The organism is Amycolatopsis sp. lyj-109 (genome assembly GCF_046548995.1).
GTDB lineage: Bacteria > Actinomycetota > Actinomycetes > Mycobacteriales > Pseudonocardiaceae > Amycolatopsis.
Genome location: NZ_JAJPWR010000004.1, coordinates 484526 through 501342 on the forward strand (window position 1 = coordinate 484526; position 16817 = coordinate 501342).

13 protein-coding genes are annotated in these 16817 nt (G+C 69.3%); 9 read left to right on the forward strand and 4 right to left on the reverse strand.

The window, feature by feature from the left end:
- The first annotated feature begins 42 nt into the window (after nt 1–42).
- Genes ACLJQF_RS12025 through ACLJQF_RS12035 form a run of 3 tightly spaced genes read left to right on the forward strand, consistent with a single transcriptional unit; the run spans nt 43 to nt 3913 of the window.
- Nucleotides 43–927, forward strand: coding sequence for an alpha/beta hydrolase family protein (locus tag ACLJQF_RS12025; protein WP_410608347.1), 885 nt, complete (start codon nt 43–45; stop codon nt 925–927).
- On the forward strand, nt 927–2453 hold the full coding sequence (locus ACLJQF_RS12030) for a cellulase family glycosylhydrolase (RefSeq protein WP_410608348.1): 1527 nt from the start codon (nt 927–929) through the stop codon (nt 2451–2453). The genes ACLJQF_RS12025 and ACLJQF_RS12030 overlap by 1 nt, the downstream gene beginning before the upstream one ends.
- 11 nt (nt 2454–2464) lie before the next feature.
- Nucleotides 2465–3913 carry a ricin-type beta-trefoil lectin domain protein gene (locus tag ACLJQF_RS12035; RefSeq protein WP_410608349.1) on the forward strand — a complete coding sequence of 483 codons (1449 nt, stop codon included), beginning with the start codon at nt 2465–2467 and terminating at the stop codon, nt 3911–3913.
- 81 nt (nt 3914–3994) lie between these two features.
- Here ACLJQF_RS12035 and ACLJQF_RS12040 read toward each other — a convergent pair whose 3' ends face one another.
- On the reverse strand, nt 3995–4642 hold the full coding sequence (locus tag ACLJQF_RS12040; RefSeq protein WP_410608350.1) for a hypothetical protein: 648 nt from the start codon (nt 4640–4642) through the stop codon (nt 3995–3997).
- Between the two features lie 464 nt (nt 4643–5106).
- On the opposite strand from ACLJQF_RS12040, the gene ACLJQF_RS12045 reads away from it, so the two are divergent.
- Complete coding sequence (locus ACLJQF_RS12045; protein ID WP_410608351.1) at nt 5107–8073, forward strand: glycosyl hydrolase 115 family protein; 2967 nt, start codon at nt 5107–5109, stop codon at nt 8071–8073.
- Here the strand turns inward: ACLJQF_RS12045 and ACLJQF_RS12050 are convergent.
- Both ACLJQF_RS12050 and ACLJQF_RS12055 read right to left on the reverse strand, forming a co-directional pair.
- Nucleotides 8048–8770: an alpha/beta fold hydrolase gene (locus ACLJQF_RS12050; RefSeq protein WP_410608352.1), complete on the reverse strand. Its 723-nt coding sequence runs from the start codon at nt 8768–8770 to the stop codon at nt 8048–8050. The two genes, ACLJQF_RS12045 and ACLJQF_RS12050, sit on opposite strands and share 26 nt — an antisense overlap.
- A 24-nt stretch (nt 8771–8794) precedes the next feature.
- A complete protein-coding gene (locus tag ACLJQF_RS12055) occupies nt 8795–9502 on the reverse strand; it encodes an SDR family oxidoreductase (protein ID WP_410608353.1) in 708 nt (235 codons plus the stop codon).
- A gap of 101 nt (nt 9503–9603) precedes the next feature.
- On the opposite strand from ACLJQF_RS12055, the gene ACLJQF_RS12060 reads away from it, so the two are divergent.
- A complete protein-coding gene (locus ACLJQF_RS12060; protein WP_410608354.1) occupies nt 9604–10443 on the forward strand; it encodes a helix-turn-helix transcriptional regulator in 840 nt (279 codons plus the stop codon).
- 7 nt (nt 10444–10450) lie between these two features.
- Here ACLJQF_RS12060 and ACLJQF_RS12065 read toward each other — a convergent pair whose 3' ends face one another.
- Entirely contained in the window at nt 10451–12016 is a 1566-nt protein-coding gene (locus ACLJQF_RS12065; protein ID WP_410608355.1) for an FAD-dependent oxidoreductase, read from the reverse strand.
- A 96-nt stretch (nt 12017–12112) separates the two neighbouring features.
- On the opposite strand from ACLJQF_RS12065, the gene ACLJQF_RS12070 reads away from it, so the two are divergent.
- The 4 genes from ACLJQF_RS12070 (at nt 12113) to ACLJQF_RS12085 (ending at nt 16746) form a co-directional block, all read left to right on the forward strand.
- Nucleotides 12113–12541 (forward strand): MerR family transcriptional regulator, encoded by a 429-nt coding sequence (locus ACLJQF_RS12070; protein ID WP_410608356.1) that lies wholly within the window; start codon nt 12113–12115, stop codon nt 12539–12541.
- Between the two features lie 121 nt (nt 12542–12662).
- The gene (locus ACLJQF_RS12075) at nt 12663–13205 is read left to right on the forward strand and encodes a TetR/AcrR family transcriptional regulator (protein WP_410608357.1); all 543 of its coding nucleotides are present in this window, start codon (nt 12663–12665) and stop codon (nt 13203–13205) included.
- The gene (locus ACLJQF_RS12080) at nt 13202–14824 is read left to right on the forward strand and encodes a CocE/NonD family hydrolase (RefSeq protein WP_410608358.1); all 1623 of its coding nucleotides are present in this window, start codon (nt 13202–13204) and stop codon (nt 14822–14824) included. The genes ACLJQF_RS12075 and ACLJQF_RS12080 overlap by 4 nt, the downstream gene beginning before the upstream one ends.
- Before the next feature lie 344 nt (nt 14825–15168).
- Complete coding sequence (locus ACLJQF_RS12085; RefSeq protein WP_410608359.1) at nt 15169–16746, forward strand: glycoside hydrolase family 27 protein; 1578 nt, start codon at nt 15169–15171, stop codon at nt 16744–16746.
- The last annotated feature ends 71 nt before the right edge of the window (nt 16747–16817 follow it).

Sequence of the window (16817 nt, forward strand, 5' to 3'; positions counted from 1 at the left end):
CGATCTCAGCACTTCGTCTCTTTGCAGAACACGGAGTCAGCCATGACCATGCAACGACGTACCTTCCTGCGTGTCGGCGCGGCCGGAGCGGCAGGCCTCGGCCTCGGCCTGCTCGGCGCGGGACAAGCACTCGCCACCGTCAACCCGCTGGGCGCACCGACCACCACGTTCGCCGTGGGCGTCCGCCAGTACAACTGGACCCGCGGCAACCGCCCGATCACCACCTACGTGTACTACCCGGCCAAGGGCACGCCCGGCGGCGGACCTGTCACCAACGCACCCGTCGCCGACGGCGTGTTCCCCGTCTGCGAATACACCCACGGCAGCGGCGGCAGCCCGCAGGGTTCCCTGTCGCACATCCAGCCGCTGGCCGCGGCGGGCTTCATCGTGCCGGCACCGTACTTCCGCAACGCGAACATCGGCGACACCTACAACGGCAACCTGGGCCGGGACGTCTCCGAGGCCATCACCCGGACCTTGGCACTCAACACGGCCAACGACCCGCTGAAGGGCCACATCAACGCCACCCCGGGCGTAGGCGTGTACGGCTACTCGATGGGCGGGATGACCACGCACTCCCTGCTCACCGTCGCCCCGGACCCGCGGATCACCGCGGCGGTCGCGATGTCCTGTGTGGACATGGGCAACCCGGCCCCCTCGGTCAAGGCCAAGGTCCTGTTCATCCACGGGGATCGAGACCAGCTCTGCCCCTACTCCTCCGCCCGCCAGGCCTACAACGAACTGCCGCGGCCCAAGGCGTTTCTCACCATGCGTGGCGCGGACCACAGCAGCTACTTCAGGGACTCCCGCGCCCGCAACACCTTCGTGGACTGGATGCGCTGGGGCCTGTACGCCGACACCGTCGCCCGTGACCGCCTCCGCACCGATGCCTCTTCCAGCGGCACCACCTGGGAGGCAGAGCTCTGATGCCGGAAAGAGTCAGAAACCGCCGCCCCGCGCTCGCCGCGTTGGCCGCCGTGGGGTCCATCGCGTGCACGACACTGATGGCGGTAGCGGGCGGGTCGTGGGCGAGTGACGCGAGCGCGGCGGGCGCTTTCGCGTGCCGGGTCGACTACACGGCCAACGACTGGGGCAGCGGGTTCGGCGCCAAGGTGACCGTTGCCAACCTCGGTTCGTCGGCGGTCAACGGCTGGACGCTGACCTACACCTACGCCGGCAACCAGACCCTACAGAACGGCTGGAACGGCACCTGGTCCCAGTCGGGCAAGCGGGTCACCGTGACCAACCTGAGCTGGAACGGCACCGTCCCGGCGGGCGGCAGCGTCAGCGCGGGAGCGAACTTCTCCTACCGCGGCACCAACGCCAAGCCTACGGACTTCGCCGTCAACGGCGCCGCGTGCACCGGCACCACCCCGCCGACGACCACCACGCCGACCACCACCACGACGACCACTCCCCCGGTCGGTGCCGCACCGGCGCTGCACGTCTCCGGCAACAAGATCGTCACCGCGAAAGGCGAGCCGTACCGACTGCTGGGCGTGAGCCGTTCCAGCGGCGAGTTCGCCTGTGTGCAGGGCAAGGGCATGTGGGACGGTCCGGTGGACCAGGCGTCGGTGAACGCGATGAAGACCTGGAACATCCACGCGGTGCGGATCCCGTTGAACGAGGAGTGCTGGCTGGGCGTCAACGGCTCACCCGGCGGCGCCACCTACCAGCAGAACGTCAAGGACTACGTGGATCGGCTGACGGCGAACGGCATCAATGTGATCCTCGACCTGCACTGGACCTGGGGCGCCTACGCGAACGGGCCGGACTGGCACTGCAAGGACGAGCACGCGACGTGCCAGAAACCGATGCCGGACGCACGGTATTCCCCGCAGTTCTGGGCCGGCGTCGCCACCGCGTTCAAGGGCAACAACGCCGTCGTCTTCGACCTGTTCAACGAGCCATATCCGGAGATCGGCAGCGACTGGAACAAGACCCTGGGCTGGCAGTGCTGGCGGGATGGCGGCACCTGCACCGGCCTTCCCTACGAAACCGCCGGAATGCAGGACCTCGTCGACGCGGTGCGAGGCACCGGCGCGACCAACGTCCTCATGCTGGGCGGCCTGGAGTGGGCCAACGACATGCGGGAGTGGCTGACCCACAAGCCGATCGACCCGGTGAACAACATCGCGGCGTCCTGGCACGCCTACAGCTTCAACGCCTGCGCCACCGAATCCTGCTGGGACAGCCAGGTCGCCCCGCTCGCCCAGCAAGTCCCGGTCGTGCTCGGCGAGTTCGGCCAGGACAACTGCGGCTTCGACTACATGCAGCGGCTGGTGGACTGGGCCGACGCGCACTCCGTGAGCTACCTCGCGTGGACCTGGAACCCGTGGGGCTGCAGCACCGGTGCCGTGCTCATCAAGGACTGGAACGGAACGCCCGAGCCCGGCGTCGGCGAGGGCTTCAAGGCCCACCTGCTCAGCCAAAACCCCAACGGAACCCCGTGACCGGAGGAAAGATGAGACCAACCGGACACCGGCCGCGGCGTACCGCCTCGATCGGGCTGGTCCTCGCCCTGGTGCTGGGCTGCCTCGGCATCCAGGCCGGGACCGGTACGCCGGCGCAGGGCGCTACCAACCAGTTCCACGGGGTGAACTGGGCCGATTACCGGGACAACTACCTGACCGACCCGAACGTCCCCATCGGACTGTCCACATCGGACAGCTATGCGACCACCTACGCGAAGGCCACGCCGATCCTCAGGGGCTTCCAGAACCTGGGCGCCAACACGATCCGCTTCGGCATCAACCCGGAGACCACCTCGTCGTCCTGGTGGAACAGCCTCGTGGCGGCCTACGACGCGGCCGCCGCACTCGGGATGAACGTCATGATCGCCCCCTGGACGCAGCCGGGCAGTGGCCGGATCACGAACATGAACGCCTTCTACGCGATGTGGGACACCGTCATCGCCAAGTACGGCGGCAACAGCCGGTTCTCCTTCGACCTCCTCAACGAGCCCTGGGGGTACAGCGCCACCGAACTGACCGACCTCGCCGCCGCCTGGCTGGCGCGCTATCCCGCCGTGCCCCGTGGCCGGATGGTCATTCCCGGCCTGTGGTCGGACATCGACCTGTGCGCGGTGGGCGCCGACCCACGGTTGAAGGGCACCCTGCTGTCGATCCACATGTACACCCTGGGCGGGGAGACCCACCCCACCGAGGCCGACTGGATCGCCAGCTTCAAGGGCCGCCTGTGCGGCTACGCCGACCGCGCCGTGCTCACCGAGTTCGGCGTGCCCATGACCACCGGCGTCAACTACAACGGCCCCCGCGACGGCACCAACAACGTCTCCTACTACTACGCACTCACCGACACCGTGCGCAGCCTGGGCATGGGATCGTTGCTGTGGACGGGAGTCAAACGAGCCGACCAGACCTCCGGCCCGGGCCCGTGCTTCAACGCCTCCTGTGCGATCACCTCCCTCACCGGCACGGGCACCAACCTCTCGCTGACCGTCACCAACCAGTCCGGGCTCGACCGGCTCCGCTACGGCTGGGGACTGAACGACAACGGCGGCGGCACCGCCGGGGTGCTGCGCGGCGTCGGGTCCAACCGGTGCCTGGACGTGCCCGGAGCGGCCACCGCCAACGGCACCCTCCTGAACATCTGGGACTGCACCGGCCGCGCCAACCAGCAGTGGACCCAGCTGCCGAACGGCGCGTTGCAGGTCTACGGCACCAAGTGCCTCGACGTGCCCGGTCAAGCCCCGGCTCCGGGCACGGCGGTCCGGATCTGGGACTGCACCGGTGGCGCCAACCAGCAGTGGAACCTCACCGCCGACGGAACCGTCGTCGGCCGCTCATCCGGGCTCTGCCTGGACGTCACCGGCGCGGGCACCGCGAACGGGACCCGAGTGCAGCTGTGGACGTGCAGCGGCGCCGGCAACCAGAAGTGGAACCGGAAGTGACCCCCACCTGACCGGCCCACGCGACGGCTCCGGAACCCCGCAGAAAGGTCGCGCATCGGGTTCTTCGGCGGCGATCGTGACTCATCCCTGGGCGCGTCGGCGCAGGACGTAGCCGTATTGGTCCGGCCAGCCCGGCTCAGCGCCGAGGGTGAGCGCGGCGTGCCGAGGCCAGTACGGATTGCGGAGCAGTTCGCGGCCGAGGAACACGGCGTCGGCCCGGCCCGTGGCGACGATTTCCTCGGCCTGCTGTGGCTCGGTGATCAGTCCGACCGCGCCGGTGGGGATGCCGGTGGCGTTGCGGGCCTGGGTCGCGAAGGACACCTGGTAACCGGGGCCGGCCGGGATCTTGGCATCGCGGGCCATGCCACCGGTCGAGACGTCGAGAAGGTCGACGCCGCGGGCCTGGAGCTCCTTGGCGAGCCGGACGGTGTCCTCACCGGTCCAGCCTTCGCGCGCGTCCGACGGGTTCTCGCTCAGCCAGTCGGTGGCGGAGGTGCGGAAGAACACCGGCAGGTGTTCGGGCCACACGGCCCGGACGGCGTCGACCACCTCGAGCGGGAAGCGCAGGCGGTTCTCGAAGGTGCCGCCGTAGGCGTCGGTGCGGTGGTTCGCCGCGGGAGAGAGGAAGGAGTTGATCAGGTAGCCATGCGCGCCGTGCACCTCGGCCAGGAGCCTTCCGGGGTTCGTGCCGACCGGAGCGGCCAACTCGGCGGCCGGAACGGCCAACACGCTCGAGAACCCGGGCGAGTTGGCCGTTGCGGGTGTTGTGTTGGCCGTTCGGGCGATCCGCTCGCCACCGAACCGACGATTCCGGTTTGACGGTGTCCCGAGTCGTTCCACTGACGGTTTTCCCCGCCACGCGGGCGCGCCGTGCGATGTCATCGCTACGTGTCCGACGTCGGCGGAAATCTGCGCATGCCCGAAAAGATTCTTCGAACGACGGCACAGAGTTCAGCCGAACCGATCCCAGGCCTCTCTGAACCATGCCGACTTTTCCGCTACCCCACGCTTTACCGGCGCGACGGCGCCCGGGCGAATCGATCGTCGAATTCAGCGAAAGTATTGACATCCGACCTGCGTGGTTCTTAAATTCAAAGTAACCTCGTCGGCACGGATTGCCATTCGACGGCTCGATGTGATCAGCATTTCCAGCTGCAGCGCCGCCAAGTAGCCATACCGAAGGGAATACGCCCGTGATCGCCAAGCCGTCGAGCCATCCGGATGACGACGCGTTCGTGCCGTCCCGCCGGTCGTTCCTACGGGGGCTGGCCGCTGTGGGCGCGCTACCGCTGACCCCTGCCGCTGCGGCCTTGCTCGCCGCCGAGCCGGCCTCCGCCGCGGGTGACGGCTTTCCCCTGGTCGCGGGCGGTGTCGCCGCCGATGTGTTCGTCGACGCGGCCGACGACGTGGCCGTCCGCCGCGTGGCGGGCGACCTGCAGGCGGACGTCGAGCGGGTCAGTGGTGTGCTCCCCATCCTGACCAACCGCACCGCCGGGCTGTCTCGCACGGCGGTGCTGATCGGCACGATCGGCCGCAGCCCGGTCATCGACAAGCTCGTCGCGTCCGGCCGCCTCGACGTCGCCGAGGTCGCCGGGCGCTGGGAGGCGTCGGTGACCCAGGTCGTCGACGCGCCGATCGCCGGGGTCGACCGCGCGCTGGTCATCGCCGGCAGCGACCGGCGCGGCACCGTCTACGGCGTCTACGACCTGTCCGAGCGCATCGGCGTCTCCCCGTGGTACTGGTGGGCCGACGTGCCGGTGCCACACCGCGACACGGTGACCCTGCCGCTGGCCACGGAGAAGCGGCGCGAGCCGGCGATCCGGTACCGCGGCATCTTCCTCAACGACGAGGACAACCTGTCGCAGTGGGCGTACCGGACGGAGGAGCCCGGCAAGCACATCGGGCCGGTCACCTACACCCGGATCTTCGAACTGATGCTGCGGCTCATGGCGAACTACCTGTGGCCAGCCATGCACCCCGAGTCGGACCACTTCAACAAGTACCCCGACAACCCGCGCCTGGCCGACGAGTACGGCATCGTCGTCGGTTCCAGCCACCCGGAGGCGTTGCTGCGCAACAACGTGTTCGAGTGGCAGCCGTGGGCGCAGGCGCACCGCAACCCGGACGGCAGCCTCCCGGAGTACGACTACACGGTCAACCCGAAGACGATCCTGGACTACTGGCGGGCCCGGGCGAAAGCGAACGCCCGGTACGAAAACGTCTGGACCGTCGGCATGCGCGGCATCCACGATTCGGGCCTGGTCACCAAGAACGCCAAGACCACGGCCGAGCGGGTCGCGGTGATGAACGACATCATCACCCAGCAGCGCCGGATCCTGGCCGAAGAGGTCGCCCCGGCGGCCGGTGCCGTGCCGCAGATCTTCATCCCGTACAAGGAGGTGCTCGACCTCTACAACGCCGGGGTGCGCGTGCCCGACGACGTGACGCTGATCTGGCCGGACGACAACCACGGGAACATGCGGCAGCTGCCCACGGCGGCCGAGCGGCAGCGCTCCGGCGGCAACGGCCTGTACTACCACATCTCCTACTGGGGATCGCCGAAAAGCTACCTGTGGCTCGACACCACGGCGCCGGCCAAGATCTGGCAGGAGCTGCGCCGGGCCTACGACAACGGGGTCCGCCACACCTGGATCGTCAACGTGGGCGACCTGAAGTCGCAGGAGACCGGGCTGTCGCTGGCGATGGAGCTCGCCTGGGACATCGACCGGTGGCGCGCGGAGGACGTGCAGCCCCGGCTGGCCGAGTGGGCCGGTCGCCAGTTCGGCGCCGCGTACGCCCGGGAGATCGCCGAGATCCGGCAGGGCTACTACGAGCTGGCCGCGGCGCTGCGCCCCGAGTTCATCCAGAGCGGCGTCTTCTCCCTCGTCCACCACGGCGACGAGGCGGACCGGCGGATGACGGCGTACCGCAGCCTGATCGACCGCGCCGAGGCGGTGGGCCGGCAGCTGCCGTCGTCCTATCAGGACGCTTTCTTCGAGTTGCTGCTGTATCCGCTGACCGGTGCGTACCTGATGAACCTGAAGTTCGTGTGCGCCGACCGCAACGCGCTCGCGGTCAAGCAGGGCCGTGGGGCCGGGGTGAACGTCTTCGCCGACCTCGCCGAGCGGGCCCAGGCCGACGAGGAGGCGTTGACCCGCCGCTACAACACCGCGATCGCCGGGGGCAAGTGGAAAGAGATCATCAACCCGTACCCGGTCAACGTCCCCAAGGCGCCGCGGGTGCCCGCCGTGACAAGGCGTACCCGGACGAACGCCGTGGGGCTCGGAGTGGCCGCCGAGGGCAACGAGACCGGCGTCGCCCGGCCCCTGACGTTCTCCTCCTACACCCGGAACCGGCGGTTCATCGACGTCTTCAACACCGGTTTCTCCCCGCTGTCCTGGCAAGCGTCCACCAGCCACCCCTGGGTGCAGGTCAGCACCAGGGCAGGGACCACCTCGGACCAGGCGCGAATCTGGGTCAGCGTCGACTGGGCCGCGGCCCCGCCGGGCATCAGCAGCCCGCAGGTGCGCATCACCGGCGCGGGAACCACCGTGACCGTGCCACTGCAGGTCGCCAACGACGGCGTGCAGGGTAGGGCCACGGCGATCGGGTTCGTCGAGGCACACGGCTACGTGTCGATCGAGGCCGAGCACTACGACCGGCTGGTGCCGCGGTCCGGGGCGACCTGGCAGACGGTGCCCGGTCTCGGCCGCTCCGGTGCCGCCGTCCTCGGTGCGCCGTTCGGCGCGGCCCGACTCGACGGCGACAGCCGCACGGTGGCGCCCGAGCTCCAGTACAACGTCCGCTTCGCCGCGGCCGGCACCTTCCCGGTCACGGTGTACCGGCTGCCCTCGCTGGACGAACGCGGCACCCGGCGGCTCGCCATCGGCCTCGATTCCGGCACCCCGATCCTGCTCAAGGGCACGGGAGTCACCTCCGCCACCGCCGCGTGGTCGCGCAACGTGGTCGAGGGCATCGATAAACTGACCACGAGCATCACCGTGGACCGGGCGGGCGAGCACGTTCTCAAGCTGTGGATGGTCGACCCGGCGAACGCCGTCGACCAGATCGTCATCGACACCGGCGGGCTACCGGCCACCTACCTCGCCCCACCGGAAAGCTTCCACCCGGTCTTCAATCCGAACCCCGGGCGCGCATGAACTCGTCACTCTCGCGGCTGATCACCGCGGCGAGTTCGTCAGGCATCGACAGGAACGGCGAGTGCCCGCTCGGCAAGTGGTGGACCCGGACCGCGTGTTCCGCCATCTGCTCCTGAACGGACGGTGGGATGGTGCGGTCGTTGTCGCAGACGAGGTAGGTGGTCGGCATGTGGCGCCACGCGGCGTCGGTCAGCTTCGCCTGTCCTCCGGCGACGGACTGGTGGGTCAGCCGAGCGGCACAGGCCTCCGCGAGGTCCGCGGGCACGTCGTTGTAGAAAGTGGACAGTGGCGTGAGCGCGTCGACGTATTCCTCCTCCGGATGCAGCTCCCACCAGGTCGGCGGCGGGCCGCTGAACAGGTCGGAGACGCTCTGGCCGACATCGGTCACGAACGCGGCCACGTACACGACGCCGAGGACGTGCCGCTGCCCGCACACCGCCTGGGTCGCTGCGGGACCACTCCCTGAGTGGGTGACGACGACGGTGGGCCTGTCGTTGCTCTTCGCCAAGGCCGTCTTGATCGCTTCGACGTCGTCGGCGTAGCCGCCCAGGGCGCGGGGGTCGGTCCCGGACGAGGGAAGAGCCACCGTGCGCACGGTACCGGCGAGTTTCGGGAGCAGGAGGTCCCAGGCCCACGGGCCGTGCCAGCCACCGTGCACGAGGAGCAGATCCGGGGAAGGTGCCGGGTACGTTGTCATGTGGTTCCCTCTCTCAGGTTGGACTTACCAGGGCAGCGGGCCGTTGGCGTCGAAGTAGCTCCCGGTCGGGCCGTCGGGACCGACCTGCGCCATGCGGACGATGATCTCGGCGCCCTGCTCGACGGTCTGCGTGCCGGTGTTGTCATTGAGGTCCGTCTTGATGAAGCCGGGCTCGACGGAGTTGATCCGCATCTCCGGGAACGCCTTCGCGTACTGGACGGTGAGCATGTTGACGGCGGCCTTGGACGCCGGGTAGGCGATACCCGGGTAGAAGTGCGTGGGATGTTCGGGGTCGGAGAGGTTGGTCAGCGAAGCCAGGCCGCCGCTGACGTTGACCACGACCGGCGCGGCCGAGCGCTGCAGCAGGGGCAGGAAGGCGTGGGTGACGCGGACGACGCCGATGACGTTCGTCTCGAAGGTGTCCCGCGTCTGGTCGGCGGTCACTGTCGCGGCGGTGGGCACGCTGTGGGCGTCGGCCCTGCTCGCGATTCCGGCGTTGTTGATCAGCACGTCGAGGCCGCCGTCGGCCTCGACGGTCTTGGCCGCGGCCTCGACGGTGACGTCGTCGGTGACGTCGAGGAGGATGAACCGGGCTCCCAGCCGCTCGGCGGCCCGGCGTCCGCGCTCGGCGTCGCGGGCACCGACGTAAACCGTGTGGCCTGCGGCAATGAGCTGTCGGGCGGTCTCGTAGCCGATGCCCTTATTGGCTCCGGTGATCAGTGTCGTCGTCATGGGTCCAGCCTCCGGCGCGGCAGCGCGATCAGCCAGAAGACCCTTCTTCCTGGGACTGCGAGTACCAGGCGCGTACGCGGCCGGCGGTGTTCACTGGGCGCATGACGGTGACCGAACTCGGACTGGCGCTGCGGCGCTGGCGCGACCGGGTTCCCCCGCACGCGGCGGGGCTGCCCTCCGGTGGACACCGGCGCGCGGCCGGTCTGCGGCGGGAGGAGCTGGCGCTGCTGGCCGGGATCTCGGTCGACTACGTCACGCGCCTCGAACAGGGCCGGGCGGCCAACCCCTCCGGACAGGTCGTCGAGGCGCTGGCCCGTGCGCTGCGGCTGTCGGGCGACGAGCGGGCGTACCTGTTCGGGCTTGCGGGCCTGCTTCCGCCCGGCCCCGACATAGTGCCCGGGTACCTCACGCCCGGCGTCCAGCGGCTGCTGGACCGGCTCGTCGACGTACCCGTCGTCGTCTCCGACGCGGCCATGACGCTGCTGCTGGCCAACTCGATGTACGCGGCGCTGATGGGCGACCCGTCCGGCTTGCGCGGCTGGGAACGCAACGACGTGTGGCGCACCTTCATGGGCGTGCCGACCCGGGCACGGCACACGCCCGAGGAACGGCGTGCCTGCGAGGCCGGCATGGTCTCCGAACTGCGGACGACCGCCTACCGGTATCCGGCGGACCGCCGGCTGCGGAGCCTGATCGCAGAATTGCGTACCCACAGTGAGCGGTTCGCCGAGCTGTGGGACGCGGGTGTCGTGGGACGGTTCGATGCCTGGCCCAAGACGATCGACCATCCGCAGGTGTGCCTGCTGACGCTGGACTGCGACCTGCTCCGGGTGGCGGAGAGCGGCCTGTACATCCTCGTCTACTCGGCCGGGCCGGGCACCGAGGCCGCCGAGAAGCTGGAGCTGGTCTCGGTGATCGGCACCCAGAACCTGGCCGAGTAGCCGGCCGCTACCGGGTTGCGTGGTGTCCGAGTGCCGTGTGCACGGCGGAGCGGACTGCGTCGTGCGGATCGGCGGGCAGGCTGTCCGACCGCCATGCGACGAACCCGTCGGGACGAACCAGAAGCGCGCCGTCCGCCTCGGTGCCGGCCATCTCGGTGAACACGGCGGGATCATCGTCGACCATGGCCGCGGTGATCTGCCGTACTTGCAGGTCGATGCCGTCGGTGGCTGCGGCGAGCCAGCCGGAACCGTCCGGCCCGGCCAGCAAAGTCCACTGTGTACCGACGATGTCGAGTGTGGACAATCGGTGGCCATCGTCGGTGAGCCATCGATGCGGCAGGCGGCGGCCGGGTACGGCTTGGTCGTCGAGGACGCCGATCTCTGCGGCGGTATCGGTGTGCACGGCCCCGGAGTCGTAGCTGTAGAACATCATCCCGCGCAGGTAGTCCGCGGCCAGTCGCGCGTACAGCTGGTCGGTGTCCTGGGCCTGGCGGCCGTCGTGCAAACCGTGGGACACGGCCAGCGACGCCTCTGCGGCGGCGCGGCGTTCGGGCTCGTAGCTGTCGAGAAGAGTCTCGCCGGCTTGCCCACGCAGAACCGCGGCGAGTTTCCAGGCGAGGTTGTGCCCGTCCTGGATGCCGGTGTTCATGCCCAGCCCGCCGGCAGAGCTTTGCACATGGGCGGCGTCACCGGCCAGGAAGACCCGGCCGTGACGCAGCGCCGAGGCGATGCCGAAAGTGGCTTCCCATGCATTGCACTCGATCAGGTCGATCGGCACGGTGTCGTCGCCGATCGCGGCACGCAGCAGCCGCAGGGTCTGCTCCGGTGACAACTGGGCGAGCTCGGCAGGTTTGCCGGGGTAATCCATGATGTGCGAGGACCAGCGATCCCCTGCCGCGCCTTTCGCGAACAACGTGCAGTGAACCTGTTCGTTGCGGATGAAACACGAGTGCGTGGCCGACTCCGGCAGCAGACGACGCAGGTCGGCGCGGAAGAACGCGGTGTTGAGCCGGCCGGCGACCTGCCGGTCGGGCACGTCGATCCCGAGCAGGTTGCGCACCCGGCTGTGTGCGCCGTCGGCCGCGATCAGGTAGCTGCTGACCACCTGGTGCTCTTCGCCCGTGCCGGTTTCGGCCACCTGGGCGCGTACGCCTTCCGCATCGGCGGTGAGGCCGACGAACTCGACACCGAACCGGACCTGCCCGCCACGGCGTCGCAACTGCTCCAACGCGATCCGCTGCACCTCGTACTGCGTCATCGTGCGGCGGACATCGATCGGGCTGCACGTGGTCAACCGATCCGCGTAGCGAGCCGGCAGGCCCGCTCGATGTCGCACGGCGCCCACCGCACTGTCTTTGACCACCGAGCGCAGCGCAGCCGGGCCGTCCCAGCCGACGCGATCCAGTGCCGGCCCCAGCCCGATCGCCCGGAACAGCTCCAACGTCCGCACGTTCGCGCTGGCGCGCGGCGGGCCGTCGAGCGGGTCGCGCTTGTCCACCACCAGCACCCGGACTCCCCGCTCCGCCAGGAACAACGCCGTCGACAGCCCCACCGGTCCGGCGCCGACCACCACCACCTCGTACCGCTCCACGGTGTCCTCCTTCGTTGATCACCTGCCTCCACCGTGCCCGCTCAAGTCGACTTGAGCGCACCCTGCGATCATGGTGACGTGCGTTACTTGATCAGCGAGGTGGCGCGATACTTCGGCACCGCCGTGTCCGCGCTGCGCTACTACGACCAGATCGGCCTGCTCCGGCCGGCCGGTCGACGCGGGACCGTCCGCACGTACGGCCGTGACGAGCTGCTCCGGCTCGCACTCATCCGATTGCTCCACCACGACGGCATGATGAGCCTGGCGGACACCGCCACCGCCATCTCCGGAAACCCGCCCGGCGACCAGCCCACCGCCAGGCTGGTCATCGCCGAGTCCATCCGCGTCGTGCAACGGCAGGTACAGCAACTCCGTGAAGCGGAACAAGTACTCGAGCACCTGCTCACCTGCCCCCGCAAGGACCCCATTCGAGACTGCCCTGTCCTGCGGGCGCAACTGGAGCACACCGTCGACGCCGCGATCGAGCAACCGGAAGACCGGTCGTAGCGGCGGGCCACGATATTACACACTTGTAGATTTGGGTACAGGTGTGTAATAGTTGTGCATGCAGCCTCACCGGCCGACCCAGCCCGCACCAGACCGCCGGGTTCAGCGTTCGCGTTCCGCTTTGCTGGCCGCCGCCGTGCGCCTGGTGGTGGAACGGGAGACGACAGACATCGCGGTCACGGACATCACCGGCGCGGCCGACGTCAGCCGCAAGCTCCTGTATCTGCACTTCGCGGACCGGAACGGCCTGCTCGTGGCAGCCGCGGCCGACTTGGTGGAGCGGGAGCTTCTCCCGCAGGTCGACGAGCCGGCCGATGACCTTCGGGCGCAGGTGCTGGTCCTCGCTCGCCACTTCGCCGGACACCGCGCGTTCTACCGCGCCATGCTCACCGGCTCGTGCGCCTTCGCGATGAGCAGGACGCTCGACGACCTGTTCGGCTCCCTCAACCGGATCTTCGTACGGGAGCAGTACGCGGGCCTCGACGAGCCGACCGTGCGCGACCTCGCCGCTTTCTTCATCGGCGGGGCGAGCCGGCTGCTCAGCGAGTGGCTCGTCGACGACGCCGACCCGCTCCGGCCGGAAGACCTGGCCGACCGGCTCCTGCGCGTCGCCTCGGTCCTCAGGCCCATTTCCCCCGAACCACAAGGAGATCACCGTCCATGAACCTCACCAGCAAGCTCACCCAGCGCCTGCAGCACCTCCCCCCGCCGACGACCCGTGCCCTGGTCGTCGAGCACGATCTACCGGTACCCGTTCGCGACGGCGTCACCCTGCTCGCCGATCGCTGGTTCCCCCGAACGGGCGGTGCCGGGTTGCCGACGGCCTTGGTGCGCAGCGCCTACGGCCGGACCGGCGCAAACGCGGATCAGCTCGCCAGGCCGCTGGCGGAGCGGGGTTTCCAGGTGGTGATCGTCAGCTCGCGCGGGACCTTCGGCTCGGGCGGGGTGTTCGACCCGTTCCGGTGCGAACGCGAGGACGGGCTGGACACCCTCGACTGGGTGGTGAAGCAGGACTGGTTCGGCGAATCCATGATCCTGGTCGGCGGCAGCTACCTCGGCTACACCGTCTGGTCGGTCGCCGATCGGCTACCACCTCAGGTCAAGGCCATCGTCCCGGCGGTGTCCGAATCGGGACTCACGCTGGACTGGCTCCCGCCGTCCGGCTTCAGCCTAGAAATCCCGTTCCTTTGGGGCACCCAGGTCGCCCAGCAGGAACGCCCGCACGCGACGTTGCACAACCTGCTCGGCGAGCGGAAGAAACTTCAGGCGATGCGCACGCTGCCGCTGAACCAAGCCGACACCGCGGTGCTGGGAACGCACGTCGACTACATCCAGAACGTCCTCACCCACGACGCCGACGACCCGTTCTGGGCGCCCCTGGACCACCGCGAGCGGGTCGCCGACATCACCGTGCCCGCCAGCCTGATCGGCGGCTGGTACGACTTCTTCCTCCCCGGCCAGCTCCGCGACTTCCGGACCATGCAGGACGCCGGGCGCCCCGCCCGGCTCACCATCGGCCCCTGGCCGCACTTCTCCCTTGCCCTGGGCGGAATGATGGTGCGCGAAGCCCTGGAATTCGGGCTCGCCCACGCCCGCGACGAGCACCCGCCGGAGCGGGCGGCGGTGCGGCTGTACGTCATGGGCGAGAACACCTGGCGGGACTTCGGCGCCTGGCCGCCCCCCGGCTACGCGCCGCAGCGGTTCCACCTCCACGCCGACGGACTGCTCTCGGCCGACGCACCCGGCGAGTCCACTCCGGACCGCTACCGGTACGACCCGGCCGACCCCACCCCGGCGGCCGGTGGCGCGCGCATCACGGTGACGCAGCGGGCCGGCCGAGTCGACAACACGGCACTGGAGGCGCGACCGGACGTACTGACCTACACGACCGCCGTCCTCGACCAGGATGTCGAGGTGATCGGCGAAATCAGTGCCGAGATCTGGTTCCGGTCCAGCCTGCCGTCGGCGGACGTGTTCGTCCGGCTGTGCGATGTGGACGAACGCGGACGATCCTTCAACGTCTGCGACGGCCTCACCGCACTCGCCGACGCCGATCGAACCCACTGCGCAACCGTCGAACTGTGGCCCACCGCGCACCGGTTCAAGCGCGGTCACCGGATCCGGGTCCAGGTCTCCAGCGGCGCGTTCCCCCGCTACAACCGCAATCCCGGAACCGGGGAACCACGCGCGACCGCGCACACCCTCCGCACAGCCGACCAGCAGGTGTTCCACACCCCACAGCACCCCTCCGCGATCGTCCTGCCCGTCCTGCAGGTCAGGTGAAGCGGCTCGGCGGCTGCGGGTGATCAGCCGGTGTCGTCCCACGGCCACGGCTCGAGCAGTTACCCAAACACACCTCCTCGGCGTCACCCGCGGTTTCGCGGCAGTCCCTTGACGGACGCACGGCAGGAAGTCATGATCTGGAGCGATTATCTCCGGGCCGAGGCGCTCACGGTGAGCAGTGCAGACGGCGTCCGGGCTCCCCCTCGTATCGCAATGGCGCGAAAGGAAACACTGTGTCCCGCTATTCCCCACCCTCGGGTGTTAGCGTTAACACTGTTCACTCGGTTTCCCTCCGGCGGCGGATCACGGCGAGGCTGGCAGCTGTCTGCGTGCTCTTGGCGGGCATGGCCACGGCGGCCATCGCGCCGCAGTCCGCACAGGCGCTGGAGAACGGCGTGGCCCGCACGCCGCCGATGGGCTGGAACACCTGGAACACGTTCGGCTGCGGAATTTCCGAGTCGTTGATCCGGCAGACCGTCGACGCGCTGGCCGGCACCGGGATGGCCGCGCTGGGCTACCAGTACGTCGTGGTGGACGACTGCTGGTTCGATCCCAACCGCGACGCCCAGGGCAACCTCCAGGGGCACCCGACCCGGTTCCCGAGCGGGATGAAGGCGCTCGGCGACTACATCCACGGCAAAGGCTTGAAGTTCGGCATCTACCAGGTGCCGGTGGACAAGACGTGCGCGCAGTACTTCAACTCGTTCCCCGGCGCCACGGGCAGCAAGGGGCACGAAGAGCAGGACGCCCGGCAGTTCGCCGCCTGGGGAGTCGACTACCTCAAGTACGACTGGTGCTCGCCGACGGGCACGCTGGACGAGCAGGTGGCGGCGTTCGCGAAGATGCGCGACGCCCTCGCGGCCACCGGACGGCCGATCGTCTACAGCATCAACCCCAACAGCGTCCACGACAAGACCGGCCCGCTGCGCAACTGGGGCGACGTCGCGAACCTGTGGCGGACCACCGAGGACATCACCGACCGCTGGGACACCGGCAGCGACGGCAGCTCCTTCATGGGCGTGCAGAACATCGTCAACGTCAACGCGCCGCTGGCGCCGTACGCCCGCCCGGGCGGGTTCAACGACCCGGACATGCTGGAGGTCGGCAACGGCGGCATGACCGACACCGAGCAGCGCAGCCACTTCGCGCTGTGGGCGATGATGGCCGCGCCGCTGATCGCGGGGAACGACGTCCGGAACGCGCCGGCCGCCACGCTCGCCATCCTGAAGAACGCCGACCTGATCGCCCTCGACCAGGACCCGCTCGCCCAGCAGGCGGCCCAGGTCTCGGACAACGGCACCCAGCGGGTCCTCGCCAAGCGGCTCGCCAACGGCGACGTCGCGGTCGCGCTGCTCAACCAGGGCTCGAGCACCACGACGGTTTCGACCACGGCGAACGCCATCGGCAAGACCGGCACCTCGTTCGCCCTGCGGGATCTCTGGACGGGAGCGGCTTCGAGCACCACCGGCACCATCGCGGCGAGCGTTCCGGCCCACGGCACGGCGGTCTTCCGGGTCAGCGGCGGCGGCTCGGCACCGGCGGCGGTGCCCTTCCCGCTCCGCAGCGAATCGGCAGGCCGCTGCCTCGACGCTCCGAAGGGCGCGTCGGCCAACGGCACCCAGCCGGCCCTCTGGGACTGCACCACCGGCGCTCAGCAGCTGTTCACCCGCAACGGCACCGAGGTGCGGCTGCTCGGCAAGTGCCTGGAAACGCCGGTGAACGCCGCAGCCGGGACCAAGGTCCAGCTGTGGTACTGCAACGGCGGTGCGAACCAGCAGTGGAGCCTGAACGGCAACGGCACGATCAGCAACACGCAGACCGGGCTCTGCCTGGACGTGGACCACAACGGCACGGTGAACGGCACGCCGGTGATCGTGTGGACCTGCCACGGCGACGCCAACCAGCGCTGGATCCGCGGATGACCCAACAGCGATCCCCGCGCGGAAAAGCCGACGGCGGCGCTGTAGACAGGTGACCTGAGCCGACCCCGGCC